31 protein-coding genes are annotated in these 26693 nt (G+C 69.4%); 20 read left to right on the top strand and 11 right to left on the bottom strand.

The window, feature by feature from the left end:
• Nucleotides 1–26 precede the first annotated feature (26 nt).
• The 5 genes from H284_RS0108515 to H284_RS0108495 are packed head-to-tail and all read left to right on the top strand — an operon-like array spanning nt 27 to nt 6035.
• Nucleotides 27–815, top strand: a complete 789-nt coding sequence (locus H284_RS0108515; RefSeq protein WP_018189396.1) for a sugar isomerase domain-containing protein — start codon at nt 27–29, stop codon at nt 813–815.
• Nucleotides 816–818: 3 nt separating this feature from the next.
• The gene (locus tag H284_RS0108510; RefSeq protein WP_020075913.1) at nt 819–2270 is read left to right on the top strand and encodes an aldehyde dehydrogenase family protein; all 1452 of its coding nucleotides are present in this window, start codon (nt 819–821) and stop codon (nt 2268–2270) included.
• Entirely contained in the window at nt 2271–3389 is a 1119-nt protein-coding gene (locus H284_RS0108505; protein WP_020075912.1) for a CaiB/BaiF CoA transferase family protein, read from the top strand.
• Nucleotides 3390–3420: 31 nt separating this feature from the next.
• On the top strand, nt 3421–4584 hold the full coding sequence (locus tag H284_RS0108500) for an acyl-CoA dehydrogenase family protein (protein ID WP_020075911.1): 1164 nt from the start codon (nt 3421–3423) through the stop codon (nt 4582–4584).
• Nucleotides 4581–6035 carry an aldehyde dehydrogenase (NADP(+)) gene (locus H284_RS0108495; RefSeq protein ID WP_020075910.1) on the top strand — a complete coding sequence of 485 codons (1455 nt, stop codon included), beginning with the start codon at nt 4581–4583 and terminating at the stop codon, nt 6033–6035. Before H284_RS0108500 ends, H284_RS0108495 begins: the two co-directional genes overlap by 4 nt.
• Here H284_RS0108495 and H284_RS0108490 read toward each other — a convergent pair.
• Entirely contained in the window at nt 6024–6209 is a 186-nt protein-coding gene (locus H284_RS0108490) for a MerR family transcriptional regulator (RefSeq protein ID WP_020075909.1), read from the bottom strand. The genes H284_RS0108495 and H284_RS0108490 overlap by 12 nt on opposite strands.
• A 136-nt stretch (nt 6210–6345) precedes the next feature.
• On the opposite strand from H284_RS0108490, the gene H284_RS0108485 reads away from it, so the two are divergent.
• From H284_RS0108485 to H284_RS0108475, 3 genes are all read left to right on the top strand, one after another.
• Nucleotides 6346–7020 (top strand): PadR family transcriptional regulator, encoded by a 675-nt coding sequence (locus H284_RS0108485; RefSeq protein WP_020075908.1) that lies wholly within the window; start codon nt 6346–6348, stop codon nt 7018–7020.
• A gap of 154 nt (nt 7021–7174) precedes the next feature.
• Nucleotides 7175–8188: an ABC transporter ATP-binding protein gene (locus H284_RS0108480; protein WP_020075907.1), complete on the top strand. Its 1014-nt coding sequence runs from the start codon at nt 7175–7177 to the stop codon at nt 8186–8188.
• Nucleotides 8185–9009 carry an ABC transporter permease gene (locus tag H284_RS0108475; RefSeq protein WP_020075906.1) on the top strand — a complete coding sequence of 275 codons (825 nt, stop codon included), beginning with the start codon at nt 8185–8187 and terminating at the stop codon, nt 9007–9009. The genes H284_RS0108480 and H284_RS0108475 overlap by 4 nt, the downstream gene beginning before the upstream one ends.
• A gap of 116 nt (nt 9010–9125) precedes the next feature.
• On the opposite strand, the gene H284_RS0108470 is transcribed toward H284_RS0108475, so the two are convergent.
• Both H284_RS0108470 and upp read right to left on the bottom strand, forming a co-directional pair.
• The gene (locus H284_RS0108470; protein WP_020075905.1) at nt 9126–9857 is read right to left on the bottom strand and encodes a winged helix-turn-helix domain-containing protein; all 732 of its coding nucleotides are present in this window, start codon (nt 9855–9857) and stop codon (nt 9126–9128) included.
• 379 nt (nt 9858–10236) lie between these two features.
• Nucleotides 10237–10869 carry a uracil phosphoribosyltransferase gene (gene upp / locus H284_RS0108465; protein WP_026307013.1) on the bottom strand — a complete coding sequence of 211 codons (633 nt, stop codon included), beginning with the start codon at nt 10867–10869 and terminating at the stop codon, nt 10237–10239.
• A 43-nt stretch (nt 10870–10912) separates the two neighbouring features.
• Between upp and tadA the strand changes: the two genes are divergently transcribed.
• On the top strand, nt 10913–11380 hold the full coding sequence (tadA, locus tag H284_RS0108460; RefSeq protein ID WP_020075904.1) for a tRNA adenosine(34) deaminase TadA: 468 nt from the start codon (nt 10913–10915) through the stop codon (nt 11378–11380).
• 40 nt (nt 11381–11420) lie between these two features.
• Here the strand turns inward: tadA and H284_RS0108455 are convergent, their stop codons facing one another.
• Together H284_RS0108455 and H284_RS0108450 are read right to left on the bottom strand one after the other, a co-directional pair.
• Nucleotides 11421–12122, bottom strand: a complete 702-nt coding sequence (locus tag H284_RS0108455) for a glutamine amidotransferase (RefSeq protein WP_018189408.1) — start codon at nt 12120–12122, stop codon at nt 11421–11423.
• On the bottom strand, nt 12119–13081 hold the full coding sequence (locus H284_RS0108450; RefSeq protein ID WP_020075903.1) for a cation diffusion facilitator family transporter: 963 nt from the start codon (nt 13079–13081) through the stop codon (nt 12119–12121). Before H284_RS0108450 ends, H284_RS0108455 begins: the two co-directional genes overlap by 4 nt.
• 23 nt (nt 13082–13104) lie before the next feature.
• Between H284_RS0108450 and proC the strand changes: the two genes are divergently transcribed.
• Nucleotides 13105–13950, top strand: a complete 846-nt coding sequence (gene proC / locus H284_RS0108445; RefSeq protein ID WP_020075902.1) for a pyrroline-5-carboxylate reductase — start codon at nt 13105–13107, stop codon at nt 13948–13950.
• 84 nt (nt 13951–14034) lie between these two features.
• Here proC and H284_RS0108440 read toward each other — a convergent pair whose 3' ends face one another.
• The 3 genes from H284_RS0108440 to H284_RS0108430 all read right to left on the bottom strand — a co-directional run bounded on the left by H284_RS0108440 (nt 14035) and on the right by H284_RS0108430 (nt 17173).
• A complete protein-coding gene (locus tag H284_RS0108440) occupies nt 14035–14922 on the bottom strand; it encodes a putative endonuclease domain-containing protein (RefSeq protein WP_020075901.1) in 888 nt (295 codons plus the stop codon).
• A gap of 147 nt (nt 14923–15069) precedes the next feature.
• A complete protein-coding gene (locus tag H284_RS0108435) occupies nt 15070–15741 on the bottom strand; it encodes a potassium channel family protein (protein ID WP_018189412.1) in 672 nt (223 codons plus the stop codon).
• Complete coding sequence (locus H284_RS0108430) at nt 15734–17173, bottom strand: TrkH family potassium uptake protein (RefSeq protein ID WP_020075900.1); 1440 nt, start codon at nt 17171–17173, stop codon at nt 15734–15736. Before H284_RS0108430 ends, H284_RS0108435 begins: the two co-directional genes overlap by 8 nt.
• Nucleotides 17174–17254: 81 nt before the next feature.
• Here H284_RS0108430 and H284_RS0108425 point away from each other — a divergent pair, with 81 nt between their 5' ends.
• The 5 genes from H284_RS0108425 to H284_RS0108410 all read left to right on the top strand — a co-directional run bounded on the left by H284_RS0108425 (nt 17255) and on the right by H284_RS0108410 (nt 18733).
• Nucleotides 17255–17680 (top strand): ArsR/SmtB family transcription factor, encoded by a 426-nt coding sequence (locus H284_RS0108425; RefSeq protein ID WP_020075899.1) that lies wholly within the window; start codon nt 17255–17257, stop codon nt 17678–17680.
• Between the two features lie 41 nt (nt 17681–17721).
• Complete coding sequence (locus H284_RS20050; protein WP_020075898.1) at nt 17722–17934, top strand: helix-turn-helix domain-containing protein; 213 nt, start codon at nt 17722–17724, stop codon at nt 17932–17934.
• 70 nt (nt 17935–18004) lie between these two features.
• On the top strand, nt 18005–18103 hold the full coding sequence (locus H284_RS20695) for a 30S ribosomal protein bS22 (protein WP_003792170.1): 99 nt from the start codon (nt 18005–18007) through the stop codon (nt 18101–18103).
• Nucleotides 18104–18173: 70 nt separating this feature from the next.
• Nucleotides 18174–18437, top strand: a complete 264-nt coding sequence (locus H284_RS0108415; protein WP_020075897.1) for a glutaredoxin family protein — start codon at nt 18174–18176, stop codon at nt 18435–18437.
• Nucleotides 18434–18733 (top strand): Dabb family protein, encoded by a 300-nt coding sequence (locus H284_RS0108410; RefSeq protein WP_020075896.1) that lies wholly within the window; start codon nt 18434–18436, stop codon nt 18731–18733. Before H284_RS0108415 ends, H284_RS0108410 begins: the two co-directional genes overlap by 4 nt.
• A 23-nt stretch (nt 18734–18756) precedes the next feature.
• On the opposite strand, the gene H284_RS0108405 is transcribed toward H284_RS0108410, so the two are convergent.
• Complete coding sequence (locus H284_RS0108405) at nt 18757–19458, bottom strand: GntR family transcriptional regulator (RefSeq protein WP_020075895.1); 702 nt, start codon at nt 19456–19458, stop codon at nt 18757–18759.
• Nucleotides 19458–20126 carry a GntR family transcriptional regulator gene (locus tag H284_RS0108400; protein ID WP_020075894.1) on the bottom strand — a complete coding sequence of 223 codons (669 nt, stop codon included), beginning with the start codon at nt 20124–20126 and terminating at the stop codon, nt 19458–19460. The genes H284_RS0108405 and H284_RS0108400 overlap by 1 nt, the downstream gene beginning before the upstream one ends.
• A 217-nt stretch (nt 20127–20343) precedes the next feature.
• Here H284_RS0108400 and H284_RS0108395 point away from each other — a divergent pair, with 217 nt between their 5' ends.
• On the top strand, nt 20344–21564 hold the full coding sequence (locus H284_RS0108395; RefSeq protein ID WP_020075893.1) for an isochorismate synthase: 1221 nt from the start codon (nt 20344–20346) through the stop codon (nt 21562–21564).
• Between the two features lie 29 nt (nt 21565–21593).
• On the opposite strand, the gene H284_RS0108390 is transcribed toward H284_RS0108395, so the two are convergent.
• Nucleotides 21594–22427 (bottom strand): polyphosphate kinase 2 family protein, encoded by an 834-nt coding sequence (locus tag H284_RS0108390; protein ID WP_020075892.1) that lies wholly within the window; start codon nt 22425–22427, stop codon nt 21594–21596.
• 156 nt (nt 22428–22583) lie between these two features.
• Between H284_RS0108390 and H284_RS0108385 the strand changes: the two genes are divergently transcribed.
• From H284_RS0108385 to H284_RS0108370, 4 genes are all read left to right on the top strand, one after another.
• Nucleotides 22584–22970 carry a hypothetical protein gene (locus tag H284_RS0108385; RefSeq protein WP_020075891.1) on the top strand — a complete coding sequence of 129 codons (387 nt, stop codon included), beginning with the start codon at nt 22584–22586 and terminating at the stop codon, nt 22968–22970.
• Between the two features lie 102 nt (nt 22971–23072).
• Entirely contained in the window at nt 23073–24179 is a 1107-nt protein-coding gene (gene ubiE / locus H284_RS0108380) for a bifunctional demethylmenaquinone methyltransferase/2-methoxy-6-polyprenyl-1,4-benzoquinol methylase UbiE (RefSeq protein ID WP_020075890.1), read from the top strand.
• A 20-nt stretch (nt 24180–24199) separates the two neighbouring features.
• Nucleotides 24200–25255, top strand: coding sequence for a polyprenyl synthetase family protein (locus H284_RS0108375; protein ID WP_020075889.1), 1056 nt, complete (start codon nt 24200–24202; stop codon nt 25253–25255).
• Between the two features lie 30 nt (nt 25256–25285).
• Complete coding sequence (locus tag H284_RS0108370) at nt 25286–26683, top strand: FAD-dependent oxidoreductase (protein ID WP_020075888.1); 1398 nt, start codon at nt 25286–25288, stop codon at nt 26681–26683.
• Nucleotides 26684–26693: the final 10 nt, after the last annotated feature.

Below are 26693 nucleotides of genomic sequence, written 5' to 3'. Positions count from 1 at the left end.
CCCATCCGTCCAGAGAGGACACCACTATGACCATCGCGCACAGCTACCTCGACGACGTCATCGCCAAGCTCGCCTGGGTCCGCGACACCCAGGAGGAGAACATCTCGGCTGCCGGCGCCATCTGCGCCGACACGATCGAGGGAGACGGTCTCGTCTTCGCGTTCGGGACCGGGCACGGCGGGTTTGCCGCGCTCGAGACGTTTCCCCGGACTGGAGGCGTCACCGGCTTCCGTCCGATCGTGGAGACGTCCATCGCTCTGATGCACCACGTGCTCGGAGACATGGGAACGGCCCAGTACCGGTTCCTCCACACGCAGGAGGGATACGGCAAGGCCATCCTGCGCTCCCACCAGATCAAGGAAGGTGACGCGCTCATCCTGTTCAGCCACTCGGGCATCAACGCCGTCATCCTCGACATGGCGATCGAGTTCAAGGAGCGCGGGCTGAAGGTCATCGGCGTGACCAGCGTCCCGCACTCGTCCCAGGTCGCCAGCAGACACTCGTCGGGCAAGCGCCTCTTCGAGATCGCCGATGTCACGGTGGACACGGGCATCCCGCTCGAAGACGCGTCTCAGTTCATCGACGGCCTGGAGTATCCCGTCGGCCCCACGTCCACGTCGGTCGCCGTCGCGGTCTCGCACGCCATCAACGCGTCCGCCACCGCGTCGCTGGTCGCCCGCGGTTACCAGCCGATGATCATGGTCAACACGAATTCGAACCGCACGACCGAAGCCCACCAGCAGAACGACCGCAACTACGCGGACCTCTGGCGGCGGCTGCGCGACCGCGAGTTCTCGGCGCCGGTGGTGAAGTAGCGCATGGACAGGTCCCTCTACATCGGCGGCCGCTGGGTCGCGAGTTCGTCGGGCGAGACCATCGACGTCGTCGACCCGGCCACCCGACTCCCGGTCGGCCGCTCCTCGGTGGCCGGCGCGGCCGACGTCGACCTCGCGGTCGATGCAGCGCTGGCCGGGTTCTCGACCTGGTCGCGGATGTCCGCGTCGGAGCGCGCCGCCATCCTCCACCGGGCGGCGGCCCTCGTGAACGAGCGCGTGGACGACATCGCCGCGGTGCTCACGCTCGAACAGGGCAAGCCGCTGGCCGACAGCCGCAAGGAGATCCTGTTCGGGGCGGTCGTGCTCGACTACTACGCGGAGGAGGGCAGGCGGCTCGGGGGTAGCGTCCGTCCGAGCGACAGAGCCGACATCCGGTCCATCGTCAGCTGGGCGCCCGTCGGCATCGTCGGGGCGATCGTCCCCTGGAACTACCCGATCGATCTCTACTGCTGGAAGATCGGCCCGGCTCTCGCGGCCGGCAACGCGGTGATCGTCAAGCCGCCGGTGGAGACTCCGCTGGCCGTCGGGCTGCTCGTGCAGACGCTCCACGACGCCGGCCTCCCCGCCGGTGTGCTGGCCGATCTCCCCGGCGGGATCGAGGCGGGACAGCGGCTGGCGGCGCACCCGCGGATCGACATGATCACAGCCACGGCCTCGACGCGGACCGGGCAGGCGTTGATGCGGACCGCCGCCGACACGATGAAGCGCCTCTCATTGGAACTCGGGGGTCACAGCCCGTTCATCGTCCTCGATGACGCCGACGTCGCGGAGGCCGCCGCGGCCGCCGCGCGCCGGTCGTTCTCGAACACCGGGCAGATCTGCATCGCCGTGAACCGCGTGCTCGTCGCGGACTCGCTTGCCGACGACTTCGTCGCCGCGCTCGCCGAGGAGGCGTCGCGGATCCGTCTGGGCCACGGGACGGACGGAGACGTGACGTGCGGACCCGCCACCACCTCCGGCGTCATCGACACCGCCCGGGCGCACATCGACGATGCTCTCTCCCGGGGCGCGACCCTGGCGGCGGGAGGCTCGAGGGCGACGCTGAAGGACCTTCCGGACGGTCTGTTCTTCCAGCCGACCGTGCTCGACAACGTCCCCACCACGGCGCTCTCGATGAACGAGGAGACCTTCGGGCCTGTGGTCGCCGTCCATCGTTTCGCACCGGACGAGAGCGTCACCGCCTTGGCCAATGCGACGCCGTTCGGTCTCGCCGCCTACGTCTACGGCCGCGACCTCGACCGCGCGTGGGCGGTCGCGGAGGGTCTCCACGCCGGAGGGGTCGGTGTCAACGTGAACGACGTCACCGAGCTCCAGGCGCCGTTCGGAGGCTGGAAGATGTCCGGTTTCGGCAGGGAGCTCGGCCCGGAGGGGCTCACCGGGTTCTCGCAGCAGCGCCACATCCGCATCCGCCGCCATCGGCTGCCGGAGGGCTGAATGCTCTCCGGAGTCCGCGTCGTCGACTTCTCCCGTGTCCTCGCCGGCCCCTACGCGACGATGATGATGGCCGATCACGGCGCCGACGTCGTCAAGGTGGAGAGTCCCGCCGGCGACGACACCCGCCGCTGGGCGCCGCCGGTGGATGCCGACGGCAACTCCACGTACTTCGCGTCGGTCAACCGCAACAAGCGCTCCGTGGTGTGCGACCTTCGCACGTCGGAGGGCGTCGCTCGCGCCAGGACGCTCGCCGAGAGCGCCGACGTGCTGGTCGAGAACTTCCGCCCCGGCGTGATGGCCGGCTTCGGTCTCGACGAACCGACGCTGCGGCGAGCCAACCCTGGGCTGGTCTACTGCACCATCACGGGCTTCGGCTCGTCCACGGCCCTCCCGGGATACGACCTCCTCGTCCAAGCACTGGGCGGCCTGATGAGCATCACGGGTGAGCCGGATCGTGCCCCGACCAAGGTCGGGGTCGCCCTCGTCGACGTCATCACCGGATCGCACGCCCTGTCCGGTGTGCTGATGGCGTTGCGGGCGCGGGAACGGACCGGGCGCGGCGGGTTGGTCGAGGTCGACCTGCTCTCGTCCCTGCTGTCGGCGTTGACGAATCAGGCGTCCAGCGCGATCGCGACCGGGCAGTCTCCGCCGCGGTTGGGCAACGGGCACCCCAGCATCGCTCCCTACGACGTCTACCTGGCGGCCGACCGCCGGCTGGTGATCGCCGTCGGGAACGACCGCCAGTTCCGTCGGATGTGTGAAACGCTCGACATCGACCTGGCCGACGACCCGAGGTTCGCGACCAACGCGGACCGCGTACGCAACCGCGAGGAGCTTCGCGCGCTGATCGAGGATGCGCTCCGCTCGGCGGAGGCGTCTTCCTGGGTCGAGGCGCTCGGAGCGGCAGGAGTCCCCGCTGGTCTCGTGAACACCGTCCCCGAGGCGTTCGCGTTCGCCGAATCCCTCGGGCTGGAACCGATCGCCCGGTTCGTCGACCCGGCGACCGGCCGCTCCAGCGCACAGCCCGCGAACCCCATCCGCTTGTCCGACCACCCCGCACGGTACGTCCGCGCCGCCCCGGCGCTGGGCGAGCACGACGGCGCACTCTGGGCGGACTAGCGCCTCAGCCGACGAGAGAAAGAACCCACGAATGACCACCCAGCTGCAGCAAGTGTTCGACTACGACGATCTCCTCAGCCCGACGGAGCGGGAGTGGCAGGCCAAGGCCCGTGCCTTCGCCCGTGAACGAATCCTCCCGGTGATCGACGACGACGCCGAGCACGCGCGCTTCCGCCGTGAACTGGTCGCTCCGCTCGGGGAGCAGGGGTTCCTCGGCATGCACCTCTCGGGCTATGGATGCGCCGGCGCGGGTGCCGTCGCATACGGGCTGGTGTGCCTCGAGCTCGAGGCCGCCGACAGTGCATGGCGCACTTTCGTCTCGGTGCAAGGGTCGCTGGCGATGTTGGCGATCCACAAGTACGGGTCGGAGGCGCAGAAGGAGGAGTGGCTCCCGCGGATGGCGCGCGGCGAAGCCATCGGCTGCTTCGCCCTGACCGAGGCCCACGGGGGCAGCGACCCCGCCGCGATGTCGACGACCGCCCGGCGCGAGGGCGATGGGTGGATCCTGGAGGGCACGAAGCGGTGGATCGGGTTGGCCAGCGTCGCCGACGTCGCGGTCGTCTGGGCCGCCACGGGCGAGGGGGTGCGCGGTTTCCTCGTCCCCACCGACTCACCCGGCTTCACCGCGACGCCGATCGACGGCAAGCTCGCCATGCGCGCATCCATCCAGTGCGACATCGTCCTGGACGGCGTCCGGCTGCCCGAGGACGCGATCCTTTCCGGCGCCGAGGGACTGTCCGGCCCCTTCGGCTGCCTCAACGAAGCCCGATTCGGGATCGTGTGGGGCGTCATGGGGGCGGCTCGCGCCTGCTTGGAGGCGGCTCTCGAACGCAGCACGTCGCGCTCGGTGTTCGGCAAGCCGATCGGCAAGCACCAGCTCACGCAGGCGAAGCTCGCCGACATGCTGCTGGAGTACGAGAAGGGCATCCTCCTCGCCCATCGCCTGGGCCGGCTCAAAGAGAGCGGCGCGCTCACACCCGCGCAGATCAGCGTCGGAAAGCTGAACAACGTCCGGGAGGCGCTGGAGATCGCGCACACCGCGCGTGCCATCCTCGCGGGCGACGGCATCACGAGCGAGTGGCCGGTCATGCGCCATGCCGCCAACCTGGAGGCCGTCCGCACCTACGAGGGCACCGACGACATCCACGCGCTCGTGATCGGTCGTGCGCTCACGGGACTGGCGGCGTTCGCATGAGCCGCCCGGTCCCGGTCGAGGAAGCAGCGGTCGCCGCGGCCGACGCGGCCGCGCTTGTCGCGGCGAGTCCGCGTCCGGACCGCGCCCGCTGGCTCGACGCGCTTGCGGCCGTGCTCGAGGCGCACAGGGACGAGCTGGTGCAACTCGCTGCAGAGGAGACACACCTGTCGACGTCCCGTCTCGACGGGGAGGTCACCAGGACGGCCGCCCAATTGAGGTTCTTCGCGGGGGTGGTGCTCGAAGGGTCGTACCTCGAGGCCACCATCGATACCGCGGATGCCACTCTCACCCCGCCGAGGCCCGACCTCCGGCGGATCCTCCGCCCGCTCGGGCCGGTCGGCGTCTTCGCTGCATCGAACTTCCCGTTCGCGTTCTCGGTGCTCGGCAACGACACGGCGTCGGCCCTCGCGGCCGGCTGCCCCGTGGTCGTCAAAGCCCACCCAGGACACCCGCTGCTGTCGCGACGCGTCGCGGAGCTGGCCCGGGGCGTGCTCTCGGATGCCGGCGCGCCCCCCGGTGTCTTCGACCTCGTCGAAGGGGTGGAGGACGGCGTCGATCTCGTCCGGCACCCGGCGATCCGGGCGGTGGGCTTCACCGGCTCGACCGCTGGCGGCCGAGCGCTCTTCGACATCGCCTGCGCCCGGTCGGCGCCGATCCCGTTCTACGGGGAGCTGGGCAGCATCAATCCGGTCGTGGTCACCGAGGCGGCCGCCAGACGCCGGGGGCCGAGCATCGCGGCCGGCTTCGTGGGCTCCTTCACCCGGGATGGCGGACAGTACTGCACCAAACCGGGACTCGTGTTCGTCCCCGACAGCGATGCCGGAGACGCCCTCGTCGCCGCCATAGAAGAGCAACTGCTGCTGGCGCCGTCACAGATGCTTCTCACCGAACACGTGACCGCCGCGTTCGACCACCACGTCGCCCGGGGAGAATTCGACGGGAGAAGCATCCTCCGAGGCTGCGCCGCGGTCGGAGAGACGGACCCGGTCGTCGTCACGGTCGACCTGGGCCAGTTCCTCGACCGCCATGACTACTTCGTGCACGAGTGCTTCGGCCCGTTCGCTGTCGTGGTGCGGTACCGCGAGGACCGGGACCTGTCTGTCGGACTGGTGCAGGTGGAGGGTTCGCTCACAGCGACACTCCACATAGAGGACTCCGACGACATCGCCGCCCTGGTCGAGCAGCTTTCGGCCCGGTCCGGACGGGTGATCTTCAACAGCTGGCCGACCGGCGTCGCCATAGCGTGGGGGCAGCACCACGGCGGGCCGTGGCCGGCGACAACGTCGTCCATCCACACATCGGTCGGTGCAACGGCGATCCGCAGGTTCCTCACACCGATCGCGTACCAGGACTGCCCGCCCGCGTTGCTTCCCGAAGAACTCACCGATGAGAGCACGGTTCCTCGCCGAATCGACGGTGAAATGGTCTCCCCGAGCCGACTACGTGCGTGAGACGTCGGACAGGCTCTCGAGATAACGGTTCACTTCGTCGAGGGCTATCCGCACGGCTCCGCGGTAGAACACGGTACGAAGCCCGCCGGCCGCGATGAGTTCGTGCACCTGCAGCTCTCCGATGCCGATCCGCGAAGCCGCCACCTCGGGGAGGAGAAAAGTCGGGTCGTCCACGGGAAAACCGTAATCGCGTGCGTCGAGGCGGGAGGTCGCGAGTACGGGTATGCGAACCCCTTGAGCCGCGAGGGTGGACAGCGTTACTCTGAATCGAGTACTCTACTCAGAGTAATCCACACCCGGAGGAGGCGTCATGGCGAAGCGTGCGGTATCCAACCCGCTGGCGTTGGCCGTCCTGGCCTGCCTCTGGGAGCGGCCGATGTACCCGTACGAGATGACGACGACCATGAAGGAGCGCGGGAAGGAAGACAGCATCCGCCTGAACTTCGGGTCGCTCTACGCCGTCATCAAGTCGCTCGAGAAGCACGGCTTCATCGAGGTGTCGCAGACCGAGCGCGAGGGCAACCGGCCGGAGCGCGTCGTCTACGCGATCACGCCGGCCGGGCGGCAGGAGTCCGAGGAATGGCTGCGGGAGCTCGTCGAGATCCCGGTCAAGGAGTACCCGGCCATCGAAACCGGCCTCTCGCTCCTTCCGATGCTGCCGCCGCAGGTCGCAGCCGATCTGCTCGAGCGCCGGCGCGACCGGATCGACGCCGACATCGCCGAACGCACCGTCCTGCTGGCGGAGGCGAGCGGCCTCCCGGAGCTCTTCATGGTCGAGTTCCACTACCGGATGGCCGTGCTCCAGGCGGAGCGCACGTTCGTGGCCGGCCTGGCCGCACGCATCCGCGACCGCTCGATCGGCGGCTACGACTGGTGGGAGCAGCTGCATGAGCTGCTCGCCCAGGGGATCGGCATGGAGGAGCTGCGCGAGCGCATCGCCGCGGGTGCCTTCGGAAAGGAGGCGGCCGAGCTGTTCCTGTCGTAAGGCCTCGTGCCACAGAACGATGGCCGGAGAGCGGCAACTCTCCGGCCATCCACACCTTCAGTCGTTCCGTGAGGAACCTGCGTCAACAGTCACCGAGGGCTGTCTTCAAGGATATCCCTGTCGGTGGCTGCCTACCTGAAAGAGAGAAGCCACCATGCCAACCGCAAACGGGCCGGCGCTCGCCGCCGACCACCTCGTGAAGACCTATCCAGGAGGGCGGGGGAAGCCTCCGCTCCGCGCCCTCGACGACCTCGGCTTCGTGGCCGAGAAAGGCACCGTGTTCGGCCTGCTCGGACCCAACGGCGCCGGCAAGTCGACGACCATGAAGATCCTGTCGACGCTCACCCGCCCGGACTCGGGAACGGCCTACGTCGCGGGCATCGACGTCGCGCGCCATCCGGCGCGCGTCCGCCGTGCCCTCGGGTTCGTCGCCCAGAAGCCCGTGTCCGACCCGATGGACACGGGAGTGGAGAACCTCGTGCTGGCCGGCCGGCTGCAGGGGATGTCCGGCCGGGAGGCCGCGGCCCGCGCACGTGAACTCCTCGACCGCTTCGGCCTGACCGACCACGCCCGCCGCCAGGTGAAGACCTACTCCGGCGGCATGGCACGGAAGCTGGATGTGGCGATCGGCCTCATGCACCGGCCGGAGGTGCTGTTCCTCGACGAGCCGACCACCGGCCTCGACCCGGAGGCGCGTGCCGAGCTCTGGCTGGAGCTCGAACGGATGACGACCGCCGAGAACCTGACCGTGCTGCTGACGACCCACTATCTCGACGAGGCGGACCGTCTGGCCGACCGGCTGGCGATCGTCGACCACGGCCGGGTGGTCGCCGGCGGCACGCCCGAGGAGCTCAAGAACGACCTCCGCGGCGACGCCGTGATCGTCGAGCTGGCCGGCGACGCCGATCCGTTCGCGGGGCTCACCGCCCTGCAGCGGGTGGATGCGCTCCGCGAGGTGGGCGGAGACGGCCGCACCCTGCGCGCCCGCGCCGACAACGGCGCTGCGACGCTCCCGCTGGCGCTCGCCGCACTGGAGGCCGCGGGCGTCGCCGTCGCCTCCGCCACTGTCGCGCGGCCCAGCCTGGACGACGTCTACCTGCGGCACACCGGCCGCACCTTCACGCGGGCGCAGGAGTCCGCCGAGTTCGTCCTGGAGAACGCATCATGACCACGACCGCCCTTCCCGCATCCCGTCCGCAGCGGCGGAACGGCCCCACCTTCCTGACGCACACGCTGCTGCTGACCGGACGGCAGCTGCGCGCCGCCTGGCGGATGCCGGCCTTCCTGGTGATGAACCTGGTGCAGCCGGTGATCTGGCTCCTGCTGTTCGGTCAGCTGTTCAAGTCGGTGATCGACATCCCCGGCTTCGGCGTCGGCCAGAGCTACCTGGAGTACCTCACGCCCGGCGTCGTGATGATGCTGGCGCTGTTCGGGTCCGCGTGGTCGGGGACCGTGTACATCCAGGACATGGATCGCGGCGTGATGGACCGCTTCCTCACCTCGCCGACGAACCGCGGCGCGATGATCGTGTCGACGCTCGTCTACCAGTCGCTGCTCGCGGTGGTGCAGTCGCTGGTGGTGGTCGGCATCGCGTTCTGGGCGGGGGCGCGGTTCGAGGGAGGCGTCGTCGGCATCCTGCTTCTCCTCCTCGGAGTGGTGCTGCTGACCGCGGTGTTCTGCTCGCTGTCGAACGCGGTCGCGCTGCTGGCGCGCGAGCAGACGGCGCTGATCGGAATCTCGCAGCTCATCACGCTGCCGCTGATGTTCCTCAGCTCGGCGATCATGAACACGAAGCTCTCGCCGGAGTGGGTGCAGAACGTCTCCGCCTACAACCCGTTCGAGTGGGCGGTGATCGTCGGTCGCCAGGCGCTCAGCGCGCATCCCGACTGGGCGACACTGTGGGCGCACGCCGGTCTGCTGGCGGCGCTCGCGGTCGTCATGGCCGCCTGGGCGACCAGCGCCTTCCGCGTCTACCAGCGCTCCGCCTGACCGCTCGCTCCATCCGCCCACCGTCGAGTCCGCACAATTTGTACGTTTCTCCCCCGAGAAGCGGTAAGTCTTTGCGGACTCGGCGGTGGGCGCCGGGGCGGGGCGGGGCGGGGCGGTTAGAAGAGGTCGGGGGAGGGAGCGCTCGCGTAGCGGATCGAGACGTCGGCGTGACGGTCGAAGCGGTAGCCGACTCCACGGACCGTGCGCACGATGTCCTCGTAGCGGCCCAGCTTCGCGCGCAGGCGGCGCACGTGCACGTCGATGGTGCGCTCGTTCGGGATCTCATCCTCGTCCGCGCCGCTCCACAGCGACGAGATGAGCTCGGAGCGCTCGATGGTGCGGCCCTCGCGGAGCACGAGGTACTGCAGAAGCTCGAACTCCTTGTAGGTCAGCGCGACGGTCTGGTTGTCGAGCACGAGACGCTTCCGCGAGATGTCGACGACGACGCCGGATGCGGCGCGGTCCTCATCCTCGTCGACGGTGACAGCGTGGCGGTGCTTCGCGATGGCGGCCGGGTCCTGCAGGGCGAGGCGCACCACATCCACGTCGCGTCCACCGGCGCCGGCCGGGGCGAGGGCGACGGCGGCGTAGGTCTCAGCGGTCGGGGCGATCTCGGCGGTGAGACGCTTCAGCGCCTCCACGATGCGGCCGAGATCGGTGCCTGCGGCGGCGGCCTTCGCCTCGTCGATGCCGACGTAGAGCACGAAGCCGCGGGCCTCGGTGCCCTCGGGCACGGCGCGGATACGGGGAGCCGGCTCGGCGGCGGGAGCGGGAGCCGGACGGACCGGGCTGACGGGGGAGACGGCGGAAGTGCGGGGGAAGGCGGTGTCGATGGTGGCCAGAGACATGGGAATCGAGTCCTTAGTGATGATGTTCCGGATCCCGATGCGATGAAGCTCCGCGGGTACGGCGGAGTGCAGGGATTCCGGGGAATGTCGTGTTGTGTGCCCCTAGACGGTGGGGCGGATGCGCGGGAGCGTGAGTGTGGCGCTCCCGGGGAGCGTGCGCCCGGTCACGACGAGATGACGTCGGAGGGCTGCTGCTCGGCGAGGGTCGTCAGATCAGCGACACATTCGGCAACACATGACGGAGTCGCGGCCGGCCATCATCATGCCGGCATCCCCAAGGGCCTCGAAGGAGGTCAGGGTACGCGAGTTGTCAGTCATGCAGGTTAGTAAAACCGACGATGACTCGACGTGTCAAATCATTACGCAATGTTTCGTGCGGCTACACGGTGCCGTAGAGGCGGTCGCCGGCGTCTCCGAGGCCTGGAACGATGTAGCCGTTCTCGTTCAGGCGCTCGTCGAGCGCGCCCAGGACGATGGTCACATTGCGGCCTTCCGTCGCCTTCTCGAGCGCCTCGAGACCCTCCGGGGCCGCGAGCAGGCAGATGGCCGTCACGTCGACGGCGTTGCGCGCGAAGAGGAACTCGATCGCTGCGCCGAGCGACCCGCCCGTGGCGAGCATCGGGTCCAGCACGAAGCACTGCCGGTCGGACAGGTCCATCGGAAGTCGCTCGGCGTAGGTGGTCGGCTCGAGTGTCTCCTCGTTGCGGACCATGCCGAGGAAGCCGACCTCGGCGGTCGGCATGAGCCGCACCATCCCCTCGAGCATCCCGAGGCCCGCACGCAGGATCGGGACGACGAGCGGGCGCGGCTCGCTCAGGGCGACGCCGGTCGTGGTGGTGACCGGGGTCTGGATCTCGACGGGCTGCACACGGACACCGCGCGTCGCCTCGTACGCGAGCAGCGTCACGAGCTCCTCGGTGAGCTGGCGGAACACCGGCGACGGCGTCCGCTTGTCACGGAGCACCGTCAGCTTGTGGGTGATGAGTGGGTGGTCCGCAACGTGCACTCGCATAGGCTCAAGGCTAGCCGAACCCCCGAACGCCGAGAGGACCGCCGTGAGCCTGCCCGTGCCCAGCGACTACGAGCAGTGGATGCGGCGCGCGCTCGACGACGCCCGGCTCGCCTTCGACACGGGCGACGTGCCGGTGGCCGCCCTCGTGCTCGACGAGCACGGCGAGGTCATCGGACGGGGCCGCAACGAACGCGAGCTCCGGCATGACCCGACGGCGCACGCCGAGGTGCTGGCCCTGCGGGAGGCGGCGGCGATCCGCGACGACTGGCACCTCGAGGGATGCACGCTCGTGGTCACGCTGGAGCCGTGCGTGATGTGCGCGGGCGCCGTGCTGGCGGCACGCGTGCCGACCGTGGTGTTCGGCGCCTGGGACGAGAAGGCGGGCGCCGCGGGATCGGTGTACGACGTCCTGCGCGATCGCCGCCTCAACCATCGCGTCGAGGTGTTCGCGGGCGTGCTCGCGGAGGACTGCGGCGAAGTGCTTCTGGACTTCTTCCGCGCCAAGCGCTGAACGCCGGGCTCTCAACGCTGGGCGCTGACAGCACGACCGGTCAGGCGGGAAGGCGCTCCAGCCACTCCGAGAACGCCGCGCGCGACGCCTCCTGCATCCGCGCCGAGTACACCTCGCGGTCGCGTCGGAGGGCGTCCGGGTCGATGGCCAGTTCATCCAGCTCGTTGTATCCGTCAGCGACCCACGCCTCGTGCATCTCATCCGTGACCTCGGGATGGAACTGCACGGCGAGCGCGAAGCCGCCGATCGCGAACGCCTCGTTCGAGTAGTCGCTGGAGGAGGCCAGCAGCGTCGCCTGCTCCGGCAGTTCGAACGTGTCGCCGTGCCACTCCACGACCGGAACGCCATCGAAGTGGCGGATCGGCGAGTCCGCGCCGGCTGTCGTCGGCTCGACCCGGCGGTAACCGATCTGGGTGGTTTCACCCTTGTAGACGCGCTCGCCGAGCGCGCCGGCCATCAGCTGAGCGCCGAGGCACACACCGAGCACGGGACGCTCCGCGGCGATGCGCTCCCGCAGCAGCTCCTTCTCCTGTTCGAGGAAGGGGAACTCGTCGGTCTGGTATGCGCCCATCTCCCCGCCGAGGACGACGACGAGGTCGGCCTCCGCCGGGTCGATCGCCGAAACGTCCTCCGTCGTCACATCCACGATCCGCAGGTCGTAGCCGTGCTCGGTCAGGACCGGACCGATGTTGCCGAGGTGGATGCTGGGGTCGTGCTGCAGGATGACGGCGGTGCGGGTCACTCGAGTCCTTTGATGACGATGGTGTCGGTTGCGGGAGCGGCCTCGTTGGGGTCGACCCATACGTCCGGCTCGATGTAGATGACGCGCGCCGCGGGGACGGCTTCACGGATGCGGTGCTCGACGACATCGATCGCCGCGGCGACGTCCGCGAGGCGGTGCTCGCCCGAGAACGCGAGCTTCGCGGCCACCATCAGCTCGTCCGGGCCGAGGTACAGGGTCTTCATATGGATGATGCGCTCCACCTCGGGGCCGGACGTCACCGCGCTCTCGATCGCGGCGAGATCGGCGTCCGACGCGCCCTCGCCGACGAGCAGGCTCTTCGTCTCGATACCCAGCACGACGGCGACCGCGACCAGCAGCGCGCCGATGAAGAGGGTGCCGATGCCGTCCCAGACGCTGTTGCCGGTGATGATCGTCAGGCCGACGCCGATCAGGGCGAAGACGAGGCCGGTCAGCGCCGCCACATCCTCGAGCAGGACCACGGGGAGTTCGGGAGCCTTCGCGCGGCGCACGAACTGCGGCCACGACATCCCCTTCTTGTGCGGGCGGGACTCGTGGACCGCCGTGCGCAGCGAGAAGGACTCCAGACCGATGGCGATGAGCAGCACCAGGATCGGCAGCCAGGCGTTCTCGAGCGGGTGCGGGTGGGCGAGCTTCTCGATCCCCTCGTAGATGGAGAACACGCCGCCGACAGAGAACAGGATGATGGAGACGACGAAGGCGTAGACGTAGCGCTCGCGCCCGTAGCCGAAGGGATGCTCGCGGTCGGCCTTGCGGCGCGACTGCCGACCGCCGAGGAGCAGGAGCAGCTGGTTGCCCGAGTCGGCGACCGAGTGCACGCCCTCCGCGAGCATCGACGACGAGCCCGAGAACGCCCACGCGATGAACTTGGTCAGGGCGATCCCCAGGTTGGCCGCGAAAGCAGCGATGATCGCTCTGTTACCGCCGGATGCGCTCATGCCCTTCATCCTAGGATGGCCGCATGGACGACGCGCAGAACGTGACCCTTCCGACCATCGCGATGCTCGGTGCGGGCTCCATGGGCCGTGCGATCCTGAGCGGTCTGCTCGCGCCGGGCGTGCAGGTCGCCGGGATTCGGGTCACGAACCGGTCGGAGGCGCGGGCGGCGGAGCTCGCCGGGACGCCGGGCGTGACCTCCTACGCGACGGAGACGAAGGCGGACGCCAACCGGCTCGCGGTCGATGGAGCGCAGGTCGTGATCGTCGCGGTGAAGCCGGCGATGGTCCGCGACCTCCTGGCCGAGATCACCGACTCGTTGGCGCCGGGGACCGTCGTCGTCAGCGTGGCGGCCGGGGTCACCACGGAGACGATGGAGTCGCTTCTGCCGGACTCGGTCTCCGTCGTCCGCTCGATGCCGAACACTCCGGCCGTCGTCGGCAAGGCGGTGACCGGCATCAGCGCGGGCTCGCGCACCGATCCGGAAGACCTGCAGGTCGTGCGCGCCCTGTTCGAGACGGTCGGCGAGGTGGTCGAGGTGCCGGAGTCGCAGCTGGATGCGCTGAGCACGATCTCGGGATCCGGCCCGGCGTACGTGTTCCTCCTCATCGAGGCGCTGACCGAGGCGGCCGTGCAGAAGGGCTTCACGCCCGAGCAGGCGGCGACCCTCGTCAACGGGACGTTCCTCGGGGCGTCCGAGCTGCTGGTCTCCTCCGGCGAGGACCCGGCCGAGCTGCGCCGCCGCGTCACCAGCCCGAACGGCACCACCGAGCGGGCGATCGCCGTCCTCTCCGAGGCCGACCTCCCCGCTCTCTTCGCCCGCGCGACCGACGCCGCCCTCGCCCGCGCGCGCGAGCTCGCCGCCGGCTGACCGCCCCCGAGCCCTTCCCCACCCCCTCAAGCCCCACCGTCGAGTCCGCAAAGACTTACCGCTGCGGGGGTGGATTCCGTGCAGTTATCGCGTACTCGACCGGTGGAGGGCGCGACGGACCCGCAGCGCGACGTCGTCGAAAGGGTCCGCGGCGGTCACGAAGATGACGTCCCATCCCGAGTCGACCAGGCGCTCCCGGCGACGGATGTCGTTTCTATACGTCGACGTGTCCGTCCGGTGGTGATCACCGAGGTACTCGATGGCGACGCGGGCTGCGGGATACGCGAGGTCGATCATGGCTTCCACCCGATCGCCGTCCGATGCACGGACCACGTGATTGAGCTCCGGCGCGGGAAGGCCCGAGTCCTCGAGCGCCACGCGCAGGCGGGACTCCTGGGGTGAGAGGGAGCCGTAGCGGATGCGCGCCAGCGCCTGCCGGAGAGTCGTAACGCCGCGCCGTCGGCCGTGCCGTCGAACCGCCGCCTCAAGGTCGGCGCGGGTCAGCAGCGGCGGCTTCTGGGAGTACGGCTCGTCACCTGTGATCAGGAAGTCTCCGATGGCGACCAGGTCGGGAACCTGCAACCGGGTGCTCAGCTGGGCCCACGTGTCCTGAGCGGCGATCACGCGGAGCCCGTCGACAACTGCCCACCGATGTTCGTCGGGGGTCAGCTGATGGGAGACGATCCCGCGGACACGAGGGGGCCGCGTCGGCTCGAACACCGAGATCTCGACTTCTTCGGGTTCGGCCCAGCCGGGCAGCGGCATCCCGTGGATGACGGCAGCCGAACGATGGCTGAACAGGGCCTCAGCGGGCAGTATGACTGCGGCAGCACGACAGAGCGCAATGTGTCCCGCTGGCTCGGTGGCGCAGCGCATCCCGAAGAAGGGGCGGTGCAGCTTCTGCCCGTAGACCGTGCGCCACGAGACCCCGTCCCGCAGCAGTTCTCTCGTCCGTACGCCGTGCTCATCCATCCCCCTACCCAAGCGCCTCGGTCCTGCCCGGACCGACCTATCCACAGCCCCGCCGTCGAGTCCACAAACTTTGCACGCCGGACGGCCCCGGAGCGTGCAAAGTTTGCGGACTCGACGGTGGGGGGAGAGGGGCGAGGGCGGGGAGGGTCAGGCGTCGAGGGCGGCGAAGCGCTCGATGTCGGCGGAGGCGCCCGAGACGATGACGAGGTCGTGGTCGGAGACGACCGTGTCGGGCGTCGCGTAGGTGAACGGCTTGCCGGGGCTCTTCACGCCGACGACCGTGATGTTGTACTTGGAGCGGACACCGGATGCGCCCAGACGCAGGCCGCGGATCGGCTTCGGCGGGTACATCTTGACCAGCGCGAAGTCGTCGTCGAACTCGATGAAGTCGAGCATCCGGCCGGACACCAGGTGCGCCGCCCGCTCGCCCGCCTCCGCCTCCGGGTAGATCACGTGGTTGGCGCCGATGCGCTCCAGGATCTTGCCGTGCGACTTCGAGATCGCCTTCGCCCAGATCTGGGGCACCTTCAGGTCGACGAGGTTCGCCGTGATCAGCACGCTCGCCTCGATCGACGATCCGACGGCGACGACCCCGATGGAGAAGTCCTCAGCGCCGATCTGCCGCAGCGTCTCGATCGAACGCGCGTCGGCCTGCACGGTGTGGGTCACGCGGTCGGCCCACTTCTGCACGAGGTTCGCATCCGTGTCGATCGCGAGCACCTCGCGGCCGAGGCGGTCGAGCTGCCCGGCCGTCGCGGCGCCGAACCGGCCGAGTCCGATGACGAGGACGGGCGCGTTGTGTCTGATCCGGTCAACCAACGAGCGGCCTCTCCTCCGGGTTGTGGTACAGCTGGCGGCGTTGGCTCTGGGCCAGCGCCGCGGCGAGAGTCACTGTACCAACGCGCCCGCAGAACATCGTCGCGGCCATGACGTAGACGCCGGCGTCCGGAAGCCGCTCGGTCAGACCGGTGGACAGACCGCACGTCGCGAACGCCGAGATCACGTCGAACAGCACGTGGTCGAGCGGCGCTTTGGTGATCTGCAGGATGAGGATGCTCGACACCGCCACGATCGTCGCGCCCCAGAGCGCAACGGCGACCGACAGCCGCAGCACGTCGATGGGGATGCGGCGGCGGAACGCATCCATCGACTCCACCCCACGCGCCTCGGCGAACGCGGCCAGGAAGAGGACGGCCAGCGTCGTGACCTTGATGCCGCCGGCGGTGGATGCGGACCCTCCGCCGATGAACATGAGCATGTCGGTGACGAGCAGGCTCGACCCGTGCAGGTCGTCGATGGGGATGGTCGAGAACCCGCCCGACCGGGCCATGGTCGACAGGAAGAACGACTGGAACACCGTGTGCCCGGCATCCAGCCGGCCGAACGTCTTCGGGTTGTCGTATTCGAGGACGATGTAGAGCACCGCCCCGGCGACGAGCAGGATCACCGACGTGAGCAGCGTCAGCTTCACGTGGATGGACCATCGCCGCCGCTTCTGACGCAGATTGGAGGCGATGGCCAGGATGACCGGGAACCCGATCGCGCCGAGGAACACGCCGATCATCAGTGCGCTCAGGAACCAGTAGTCGGTCGCGAACGCGTCGATGCCTTCGCGGTTGGGCGTGAACCCGGTGTTGGTGAACGCCATGGCCGAGTAGTAGATCGACTCCCACGCGGCCGTGCCGACGTCGATGCCCGCGATGAGCATCCGCGGGAACAGCAGCAGGGCCACGGCGCCCTCGATGACGACCATGCTGATCGCGACGGTGGTGAGCAGCTTGCCGACCTCGCCCAGCCGGACCGCCTGTCCTTCGGCGACCGGGCCCCCGTGCACGCGGAGCGGGTTGCTGTCGCTCGCCGCCATCAGCTTGGCGCGCAGCCCGAGCTTCCGCGAGATGACCAGCCCGAGGATGGATGCCATGGTCAGCACGCCGACGGCGCCGACCTGCACGCCGATGTAGACGAGCAGATGCCCGAACACGGACCAGTGGGTCGCCATGTCGACGGTCGCGAGCCCGGTCACGCAAATGACCGAGACCGCGGTGAACAGGGAGTCCGCCAGCGGCGTCCACCGTCCGTTCGACGAGGAGATCGGCAGCGAGAACAGCAGCGTGAAGACGAGGATCAGAAGGGCGAAGACGAGGATCGCGAACCGGGACGGGCTGCGGGCCGCGAACCCGTTGAGTGCCGCACGGAGGCGCCCGACGGCCGACGCGGGCCGTCCGGGGACCGCCCGGGTGGTGGCGCTCATGTCTCGTCCTTCCCGTCGTCTTCGGCTGTCGGGCGGGCTTCGGACATGGTACTGCGTCGGGGGAATGGCTAGCCTGGGGACATGGCCGACATCTTCGACGTGATCGCCGATCCGACGCGGCGCGACATTCTGCGCGTGCTGCTCGATCGCAATACGGACGCGGCGCATTCCGTGGGCGAGATATCCGTTTCCGAGATCGTCGCGACGCTCGAGCTGAGCCAGCCGACGGTGTCAAAGCACCTGAAAGTGCTGCGCGAGGCGGGCCTCGTGTCTGTGCGCGAGGAGGGTCAGCACCGCTATTACAGCCTGGATGCCGGCCCTCTGGTGGCGGTCGAGGACTGGATCATTCCGTTCACGGCATCCGACGAGGACATGGAGCTGAGCGTCCGGCTGGCGGAGGAGACGCGCGAGTTCGCGAGCACCGTCGGCAAGGTGCTCGCCGACACGCGTCACCGGGTGTCGTCGGCGACCGAGCGCGTGACGCCGAAGAAGTGGCGCAAGGACTGACCCTCCGCGAGTACGATGACCGGAAAGAGGAGGACGGACGAATGGCACACGATCTGAGGGACGTGCGCTTCCTGACGGTCGCCGAGGTGGCCGACATGATGCGCGTCTCCCGTATGACCGTGTACCGGCTCGTCCATTCGGGAGAGCTGCCCGCCATCCGCTTCGGTCGATCGTTCCGTGTTCCGGAGTCCGCGGTCGACCAGTTGCTGCAAGCCGCGACGTTCCGAGAGGGCGGCGTCGCGGACTCTGCGTGACGTCAGGTAGACTGGCTGCTCGTGTCGCCGCGCGCCCCGCGGCATGCCCCCGATTCTTTGTGAGGTCCACGTGGGTTCCGTTATCAAGAAGCGTCGCAAGCGTATGGCGAAGAAGAAGCACCGCAAGCTTCTTCGCAAGACGCGCCACCAGCGTCGCAACAAGAAGTAGACCTCGAGTCTGCGGCTCCAAGCGTCGGTCCATCCGGTCCGGCGCTTTTTGCTGCGTCTAGAGTGGATTCGTGTCCACCGTCTCCCTGACTCTCATCGGCAAGCCCGGCTGCCACCTGTGCGATGACGCGCGGGAGGTCATCCACTCGGTCATCGACCAGCTGCCGGCCGGATCACCCGCGGTGACCGTGGAGGAGTGGGACATCCTGCAGGACGCCGACCTCCACGAGAAGTACGTGGAGGAGATCCCCGTCGTGCTCGTCGATGGACGCGTCCACACCTACTGGCGGGTCGACCCGACGCGCCTGCGCACCGCACTCCTGGAGGCCGAATGACCATCCGCCACGTCGTCTCGTGGAAGCTCGCGACCAGCGACGAGACGGAGCGCGCCGAGCAGGCCGCGGAGATCAAGCGCGGCCTGGAGTCGCTTCCCGCCGTCATCCCGCAGCTGCGTTCGCTCCAGGTCGGCGTCAACGTGGTGCCGGGCGACAACTTCGACGTCGTGCTGATCAGCGACTTCGACGACCTGGACGGCATCCAGGCGTACCTCGACCACCCCGCCCACCTCGAGGTGGCGGGGTACATCCGCTCCGTCGTGGGCTCTCGGGCCGCGGTCGACTTCGAGGTCTGACGCCGCAGGGCGACGCCCGCGGGTCAGAAGACCGGCGTTTTGGTGATGTCGGCGTCGCGGCGGCGGTAGTCCTCGAGGAACTGCGTGAGGGTCCCGGCGTAGAGCTCCTTGACGAGGTCCCCGGCCTTCGCGCCGTCGCGATCCTTCGCGGCGGCGAGGATGCCGGCCAGCGCACCCGGGAGGTCGTCGATCCCGAACGGCGTCTCCCAGACCGAGATATAACGGAGCAGCTGCGGGCTGAGGCCCTCGCTGACCGAGGCCAGTACGTCATTTCCGCCCGCGCGCGTCAGCTCGAGGAAGAAGTCGTTGAAGGCGCGGCCGAGAGCGGGGAGGTCGCCGGCCTTCGCGGCCTTCTTGACCTCCTTCTGCGCCTTGTCGAGACGGGTGACGACGGCGTTCTCGAGCTCGGGGACGTTCGCGCGGGCTGCGTGCTCGTGGAGGAGCCCGGTCGTGTAGATGGCCTCGTCGATCGCCTTGAGGTCGATCGGGGCGACACGGGTGTACCGGTTGGGGGCCATCTCGACGAGGCCGATGTCGGCGAGCTTCATCAACGCTTCGCGGATCGGGGTGCGTGAGACGCCGAGCCAGGCGGTGAGCTTCTCGTCGAGGAGGGTCTCACCGGGCTCGAGGGTGCCGTCGAGGATGCCCTCGTACAAGCGGTTGTAGACCACATCGCGCAGCAGCCGGCGCTCGACCGGTGCGGTGTCGCTCACGGGCAGCGGCATCAGCGGGCCTCCTTCGATGGCGTGCCGAACTCGTCGGCGATCGAGACGATCGACTTGTCGAACAGGTCGCCGGCGGCCCGTGCTGCTTTGTCCGCCTTGCCGGCGACGGCGGCGTCGATCAGGGCCTTGATCGAGGGGAGCGCCTTGTCGAGCGGTGCGGAGGAGGGAGCGGCGTTGAGCGCCCGCTGCACCTCGGGAAGGTGTCGCTTGAGCAGGCGCGCGACGGTCGCGTTGTCGAGGCGGCGGACGAAGACGCCGAGGAAGCCGTCGGCGGAGAGCCCTGTGCGGACGGCCTCGGACGCGTCGGCGGATGCGAAGGAGCGCAGCGTCTCGCGGTCGCCCTCGGTGAGGAGGGGCGTCGCGTCGCGCACGACGCCGGCGACGAGCACACCGACGGTGGTGAGCAGCTCGCGGAGCCGGCGCGACTCGATCGGCGTGACGCGCGTACGTCGCTGGGGCAGGATCTCGACGAGGCCCATGGCCGCCAGCTGATTGAGCGCCTCACGGACGGGGGTGCGGGACACCCCGACCCAGCGTTCGATCTCGGCGTCGTAGAGCTGCTCGCCGGGGAGCAGGTCGCCGTCGACGATGGCGTCGAGCAGGCGCAGGAAGACTTCGTCTCGGATCAGCCGCCGGGGGCTGGCGGCTCCGGTCACGGGCACGGGCATAGTTGGATGTTACATCCAGGTGGATCGGTCTTCGGGCTGATGTACTGAGTGTCGAACGCGCGCATTGCCTGCTCTATTTGTCTGGGGGAGCGCCCGGACGCGCCGCGCGCCGCATCCATCGACTCCCCATCCGCTCCCCAACGGGCGCACAGCATCGCGGGCGTAGGCTGGCATGGTGAGATCAGCCCCGACCGCTCGGCGGGATACGGGCGTTACGGTGCTCGTGGCCGAGACCGCACCGCTCGACGACGTCCGCCAGCTCATCCCGTTCCTCGACTCCCGCGCACCCCTGCTCTGGTTGCGCAAAGGCGAAGGGATGGCGGCGATCGGGGAGGTGCTCCGGCTCGACTTCACCGGCCCGGGCCGCATTCAGGAGGCGTCTGCCGCCTGGCGGGCCACCGCGGCCGCCGCGGAGGTCGACGACGCCGTCCGCACGCCGGGAACGGGACTCGTGGCGTTCGGCACGTTCGCGTTCGATGACGAGAGCACGGCGACGAGCACGCTGATCGTGCCCGAGGTGATCATCGGCCGCCGCGGCAGCCGCAGCTGGATCACCCGCATCCGTCGCGCCGACGCTCAGGCGGCGGCTCCGCTGCCGCGCCCGACCCCGTTCGGTGACGAGTACCGGCTGGCCCTCCTCCCCGGCGAACTGGGTGGCGATGGGTACCGTTCGGCCGTCGCGGCCGCGGTCGAGCACATCCGCGAGCAGGATTTGTCGAAGGTCGTGCTGGCGCGGGACCTCCGCGGGCACCTGCCGATCGAGTCGGACCTCCGCCGCGCGCTGGTGGAGCTCGCGCTCGGCTATCCGGACTGCTGGACCTTCGCGGTGGACGGCCTGGTCGGCTCGTCCCCGGAGACGCTGGTGCGCGTCCACCACGGAACGGTGACGGCACGCGTGCTGGCTGGGACGATCTCGCGCGGCTCGGACGCCTCCCTCGACGCTGCCGCTGCCGCCGAGCTGGTGGCCAGCGCCAAAGATCAGGGCGAGCACCGCTTCGCTGTGACGAGCGTGATGGATGCGCTCCGCCCGCACAGTGCAGACCTGGCAGCGAGCGACGAGCCCTTCACGCTCAAGCTCCCCAACCTGTGGCACCTCGCGACGGACATCGCCGGGATGCTGAGCGACGGATCCAGCTCGCTCGACCTCGCCGCCGCGCTGCACCCTACGGCAGCGGTCGCGGGGACGCCGCGACGCGAGGCGCTGGAGCTGATCCGCGAACTGGAGCCGTTCGACCGCGGACGCTACGCGGGCCCGGTCGGCTGGGTCGGCGGGGACGGCGACGGCGAGTGGGCGATCGCGCTCCGGTGCGCACAGGTGACTCCGGACGGCGACCTCACCGCATATGCGGGGGCGGGCATCGTCGCGGACTCCGACCCCGAGCGGGAGCTCGCCGAGACGACGATGAAGTTCCGGCCGATCGTGGAGGCGTTCGGCTGAGCGAGGTCTGCTGACCGGCCGGCCCGCGATCAGGAGTCGGCCAGGCGGCGCTTCTGCTCCTCCACGTCGTAGTCGGGCATCGGCCACTCCAGGTCCAGCCCCTCGAGCGCGCGGATCAGCAGCTGCTGCACGGCGACCCGCGCGTACCACTTGTGGTCGGCGGGGACGACGAACCACGGCGCCTCCGCCGTGCTCGTGCGCTCCAGAGCGATCTGGTACGCCTCCTGGTAGTCGTCCCAGCGGAGCCGCTCGTCGACGTCGGCGGGGTTGAACTTCCAGAGCTTGGCGCGGTTCTCGAGCCGGGCGGCCAGGCGCTTCTTCTGCTCGGCCTTCCCGAGGTGCAGCATCACCTTCACGATGGTGGTGCCGGACTCCGCCAGCTCGTGCTCGAATCCGGTGATCGCGCCGTAGCGGCGCTCCAGCTCCTCCGGCGGCGCGAGCTGGCGCACACGGCCGATCAGCACGTCCTCGTAGTGGGAGCGATCGAAGACGCCGACCTGGCCGGCGGCCGGCACCTCGCGCCAGACGCGCCAGAGGAAGTCGTGCGAGAGCTCCTCCGGGGTCGGCTTGCCGAAGCCCGCGTAGTGGACGCCGCCGGGGTTCATCGCGCCGATGACGTGCGAGACGATGCCGCCCTTGCCTGCGGTGTCCATCGCCTGGAGCACGAGGAGGACGGATCGCGGGGCACCTTCCCTGCCGCACGCGAACAGCTTCTCCTGGAGCTCGGCGAGGATGTCCTTCCCCGCTGAGAGGGCATCCTTCCCCTCGTCCTTGCCGCCCTCGAAGCCGGGGGCGCCGTCGGTGGGATGGTCTGCGAGGCGGAAGCCGGGTCGCACCCGGAGCAGCTCGGAGGGATCCGTCATCCAAAACGTGTCGTGGGACACCGTCGCTCCTCACCCGTGGGGCGGCCGTCCGCTCCGCGATCTCTGGGATCGCCATGGTAGTCCCGCCCGTTCAGATGTGGTCTAGCCGTGGGTCGGCACGCAGCATTACGTTGTGCGCGATGAGAGGGGACTGAGATGGGCACCTTCTGGAATGCGTTCTTGTACGTCTTCTGGATCTTCGCGTTCGTGGCGTTCGTGATGATCCTGTTCACCGTGCTGGTCGACCTATTCCGCGACAGCGGGCTCAATGGATGGTGGAAGGCCCTGTGGGTGATCTTCTTCATCTTCTTCCCGCTGATCTCGGTGCTCGTGTATCTGATCGCCCGCGGACGGGGGATGGCGGAGCGGAGCATGGCCCGCCGTGCCCAGGTGCCGGAGGACGACGACTGGGGGTCGAAGCCGACGGCGTCGGCGACACCGGCGGCCGACATCCAGCAGGCGCAAGCGCTTCTCGACCAGGGCGTCATCTCGCGCGGCGAGTTCGATGCTCTGCGGGCGAAGGCGCTGGGGCAGCGGTTCTGATGGTCGCAAGCCGTCGTGCCGGAGCGCCTCGCCTGGCTGACCGTTCGGCGTGCATCCTGTCGTCGGCATGCACCCGCTGACGCCGCAGCCTAAGCTGGTGGGGTGAGTAAGGCCGACCTCAGCAAGCAGCCCGCCCAGGTCGCCGCCATGTTCGACCAGGTGTCGACGCGCTACGACCGGACCAACAACGTCCTGTCGGTCGGCAATGCGGCCCTGTGGCGCGTCGCGACGACGCGTGCGGTCGCGCCGCGCGCCGGCGAGACGATCCTCGACGTCGCGGCCGGGACGGGGACGTCGAGCGCCTCCCTCGCCCGTAACGGGGCGTCCGTCGTCGCCGCCGACTTCTCGGCCGGGATGATCGACGTCGGCCGGCAGCGCCAGGCCGGAAACCCCTTCATCCGTTTCGTCCAGGCCGACGCCATGGACCTCCCGTTCGACGACGACACCTTCGACGCGGTGACGATCTCGTTCGGTCTGCGCAACATCGTCGACCCGAAGAAGGCGCTCGCCGAGTTCTTCCGGGTGGTCAAGCCCGGGGGCCGCGTGGTGGTGTGCGAGTTCTCCCAGCCGCCGCTCGCTCCCGTCCGCGCCGGCTACTCGGCGTATCTCAAGTTCGGGATGCCCGTGCTGGCGCGCGTCGCCAGTTCCAACCCGGCAGCCTACGAGTACCTCATGGAGTCCATCCAGGCGTGGCCGGACCAGCGCGCGCTCGCCGGGTGGATGCGCGAGGCCGGTTTCGAGCGTGTCGCGTACCGCAATCTGACGGCCGGCATCGTCGCCCTGCACCGCGGTTTCAAGCCCGAGCGCCAGGCAGCGCCGGTGGAGCCGGTCGCGGCGACGCCCGCCGTGAATGCGCAGCCCGAGGCGCCGGCCGAGAAGCCGGCTGCCGCGACGAAGCCCAAGGCCGCTCCGAAGCCGAAGGCCGCTGCGACGAAGGCGAAGCCCGCTGCTGCGAAGCCCGCTGCTGCGAAGCCCGCTGCTGCGAAGCCCGCTGCTGCGAAGCCCGCAACCGCGAAGCCCGCCGCTCCGAAGCCCGCAACCGCGAAGCCTGCTGCTCCGAAGTCTGCCGCCGCCAAGCCCACGACGCCGAAGCCCGCGGCACCCAAGCCGAAGCGCTCGACCTCCGCCGGCTCCGAGTCGCGTCCGGCATCCGCCGGAACCGCCGGCTCCGAAGAGTCTGCGTCCACCATCCCGTCCGAGGGGGAGTAGTGCCACGAAGTGTCCCGGCTGTGCGGCGCCCGTCGCTGACCAGCCAGCTCGGCTTCACCGAGCGGATCTTCCTCCGCGGTGACGACCGCCAACTCGCGAACGCCGTCGACGCCGGTCTCGCGCAGGTCGAGGAGAGCCTCCACCGCGAGATGCACTTCGCGGACAACCTCGCCGACGTGACCGCCCGGTACCTCCTCGAGGCCGGCGGCAAGCGGGTCCGCCCCATGCTGACGCTGCTGGCCGCCCAGCTCGGCGACGGCACGAACGCCGACGTCATCCAGGCGGCCGAGGCCGTCGAGATCACCCACCTCGCCTCGCTGTACCACGACGACGTCATGGACGACTCCCAGATGCGCCGCGGCGTGCCGAGCGCGCAGTTCGTCTGGGGCAACTCCGTCGCCGTGCTGACCGGCGACCTGCTGTTCGCCCGCGCCAGCAAGCTGGTCTCCGCGCTCGGCGAGCGCGCCATCCAGCTGCAGGCCGACACGTTCGAGCGGCTGTGTCTCGGCCAGCTGCACGAGACCATCGGACCCCAGGAGGGTGAGGACCCGATCGAGCACTACATCGGAGTGCTCGAGGACAAGACCGGCTCCCTGATCGCGGTCGCCGCCCAGATGGGAGTGCTGTTCTCGAACGCTCCGAAGGAGTACGAGCAGCCCGTCGTGGTGTTCGGCGAGAAGATCGGCGTGGCCTTCCAGCTCATCGACGACGTCATCGACCTGTCGTCGGAGGGGGTGGCCGAGACCGGCAAGACCCCCGGCAACGATCTGCGTGCCGGCGTCGCGACCCTCCCCGTCCTGCGCCTCCGCGAGCGCGCCTCCACCGACCCGGAGGCCGCAGCCCTGCTCGAGCGTTTGGAGCGCGACGTCATCGGCTCGGCCGAGGACGGCGAGGTCACGCCCGCCGCGATGGAGGCGATCGCCGCGCTCCGTGAGCACGAGGTGACCCGCCAGACGCTGGAGGAGGCGCACCGCTGGGCGCGCGAGGCGGTCGAGGCCCTCGAGCCCCTTCCGGACGGCCCGGTGAAGAAGGCTCTGATCCGGTTCGCGGACACGATCGTCGAACGCTCCAGCTGAGCGACCAGCAACCCCAGAAGGAATCAACGAATGACCAAACTGCGACTGGCCATCGTCGGCGCCGGACCGGCGGGCATCTACGCCGCCGACATCCTGCTGAAAGCGGAGCGGGGCTTCGACGTGTCGATCGACCTGTTCGAGCAGCTTCCCGCGCCGTACGGCCTCGTCCGCTACGGCGTGGCCCCCGACCACCCGCGCATCAAGGGCATAATCACCGCGCTGCGCGAGGTGCTCGACAGCGGTGACATCCGGATCTTCGGCAACGTCCAGTACGGCCGCGACATCACGCTCGACGACCTCAAGCGCCACTACAACGCCGTCATCTTCGCCACCGGCGCCGTGCGCGACGCCGACCTCGAGATCCCGGGCATCGAGCTTCGGGGTTCGTATGGAGCGGCCGACTTCGTCAGCTGGTTCGACGGGCACCCCGACGTCCCGCGCACGTGGCCGCTCGACGCGAAGTCGGTCGCCGTCATCGGCAACGGCAACGTCGCACTCGACATCTCCCGCATGCTCGCCAAGCACGCCGACGACCTGCTGCCGACCGAGATCCCGGACAACGTCTACGAGGGGCTCAAGAACTCGCCCGTCACCGACGTTCACGTCTTCGGCCGTCGTGGCCCCGCGCAGGTGAAGTTCACTCCACTGGAGCTGCGCGAGCTCGGCGAGCTTCGCGATGTGGACATGATCCTCTACGACGAGGATTTCGACTACGACGAGCAGTCGAAAGCGGCGATCGCGAGCAACAAGCAGGTGATGGTCATCGACCGCGTGCTGCAGCAGTGGCGGCAGCGCGAGGTCGGCAGTGCGTCGCGCCGGCTCCACCTGCACTTCTACGCGAAGCCGCTCGAGGTGGTGGGCGACGAGAACGGCCAGGTGCGGGCCTTCCGTTGGGAGCGGACCGAGCCCGACGGCGAGGGCGGCGTGCGCGGCACGGGCGAGATCCGCGAGCTCGAGATCGACGCGATCTACCGGGCCGTCGGCTACTTCGGCTCGCCGCTGCCCGGCATCCCGTTCGACCGCAAGCACGGCGTCATCCCGAACCACGAGGGCCAGGTGCTGCGCAAGGGCGACAACGAGCGCATGTACGGGGTCTACGCGACCGGGTGGATCAAACGCGGGCCCGTCGGGCTCATCGGTCACACCAAATCGGATGCCATGGAGACGATCAAACATGTCATCAACGATCAGGGGAACTGGTGGTCGCCGTCCGACCCTGACGAGCAATCTGTGGAAAACCTCCTCCACGAGCGAGGTGTGGAGTACACGACGCTCGACGGCTGGCACAACCTCGACGCGTACGAGCAGTCTCTCGGCGCCGAGCGCGGCCGGGTGCGGGTGAAGGTCGTCCCGCGCGACGAGATGGTGCGGGCCTCCAACGGGGAGCCTGTCGGCAGCGGGCCGGCGAGCGGGCAGGCCGCCGAGTAGGCGCCCCGGC

It is taken from the genome of Cryocola sp. 340MFSha3.1 (genome assembly GCF_000383315.1).
GTDB lineage: Bacteria > Actinomycetota > Actinomycetes > Actinomycetales > Microbacteriaceae > Leifsonia.
The sequence above is the reverse complement of the archived record's forward strand: the minus strand, read 5'-3'. Positions and strand labels throughout refer to the sequence as shown.

Coding starts and splice junctions, on each gene's coding strand:
- H284_RS0108480 (WP_020075907.1), top strand. CDS start 7,175: ATGCCAACCGCAAACGGGCCGGCGCTCGCCGCCGACCACCTCGTGAAG.
- H284_RS0108510 (WP_020075913.1), top strand. CDS start 819: ATGGACAGGTCCCTCTACATCGGCGGCCGCTGGGTCGCGAGTTCGTCG.
- H284_RS0108450 (WP_020075903.1), bottom strand. CDS start 13,081: ATGAGCGCATCCGGCGGTAACAGAGCGATCATCGCTGCTTTCGCGGCC.
- H284_RS0108470 (WP_020075905.1), bottom strand. CDS start 9,857: ATGTCTCTGGCCACCATCGACACCGCCTTCCCCCGCACTTCCGCCGTC.
- H284_RS0108385 (WP_020075891.1), top strand. CDS start 22,584: ATGGGCACCTTCTGGAATGCGTTCTTGTACGTCTTCTGGATCTTCGCG.
- H284_RS0108515 (WP_018189396.1), top strand. CDS start 27: ATGACCATCGCGCACAGCTACCTCGACGACGTCATCGCCAAGCTCGCC.
- upp (WP_026307013.1), bottom strand. CDS start 10,869: ATGCGAGTGCACGTTGCGGACCACCCACTCATCACCCACAAGCTGACG.
- H284_RS0108505 (WP_020075912.1), top strand. CDS start 2,271: ATGCTCTCCGGAGTCCGCGTCGTCGACTTCTCCCGTGTCCTCGCCGGC.
- H284_RS0108370 (WP_020075888.1), top strand. CDS start 25,286: ATGACCAAACTGCGACTGGCCATCGTCGGCGCCGGACCGGCGGGCATC.
- H284_RS0108495 (WP_020075910.1), top strand. CDS start 4,581: ATGAGCCGCCCGGTCCCGGTCGAGGAAGCAGCGGTCGCCGCGGCCGAC.
- proC (WP_020075902.1), top strand. CDS start 13,105: ATGGACGACGCGCAGAACGTGACCCTTCCGACCATCGCGATGCTCGGT.
- H284_RS20050 (WP_020075898.1), top strand. CDS start 17,722: ATGGCACACGATCTGAGGGACGTGCGCTTCCTGACGGTCGCCGAGGTG.
- H284_RS0108410 (WP_020075896.1), top strand. CDS start 18,434: ATGACCATCCGCCACGTCGTCTCGTGGAAGCTCGCGACCAGCGACGAG.
- H284_RS0108475 (WP_020075906.1), top strand. CDS start 8,185: ATGACCACGACCGCCCTTCCCGCATCCCGTCCGCAGCGGCGGAACGGC.
- H284_RS0108485 (WP_020075908.1), top strand. CDS start 6,346: ATGGCGAAGCGTGCGGTATCCAACCCGCTGGCGTTGGCCGTCCTGGCC.
- H284_RS0108405 (WP_020075895.1), bottom strand. CDS start 19,458: ATGCCGCTGCCCGTGAGCGACACCGCACCGGTCGAGCGCCGGCTGCTG.
- H284_RS0108500 (WP_020075911.1), top strand. CDS start 3,421: ATGACCACCCAGCTGCAGCAAGTGTTCGACTACGACGATCTCCTCAGC.
- H284_RS0108425 (WP_020075899.1), top strand. CDS start 17,255: ATGGCCGACATCTTCGACGTGATCGCCGATCCGACGCGGCGCGACATT.
- H284_RS0108390 (WP_020075892.1), bottom strand. CDS start 22,427: ATGACGGATCCCTCCGAGCTGCTCCGGGTGCGACCCGGCTTCCGCCTC.
- H284_RS0108440 (WP_020075901.1), bottom strand. CDS start 14,922: ATGGATGAGCACGGCGTACGGACGAGAGAACTGCTGCGGGACGGGGTC.
- H284_RS0108430 (WP_020075900.1), bottom strand. CDS start 17,173: ATGAGCGCCACCACCCGGGCGGTCCCCGGACGGCCCGCGTCGGCCGTC.
- H284_RS0108400 (WP_020075894.1), bottom strand. CDS start 20,126: ATGCCCGTGCCCGTGACCGGAGCCGCCAGCCCCCGGCGGCTGATCCGA.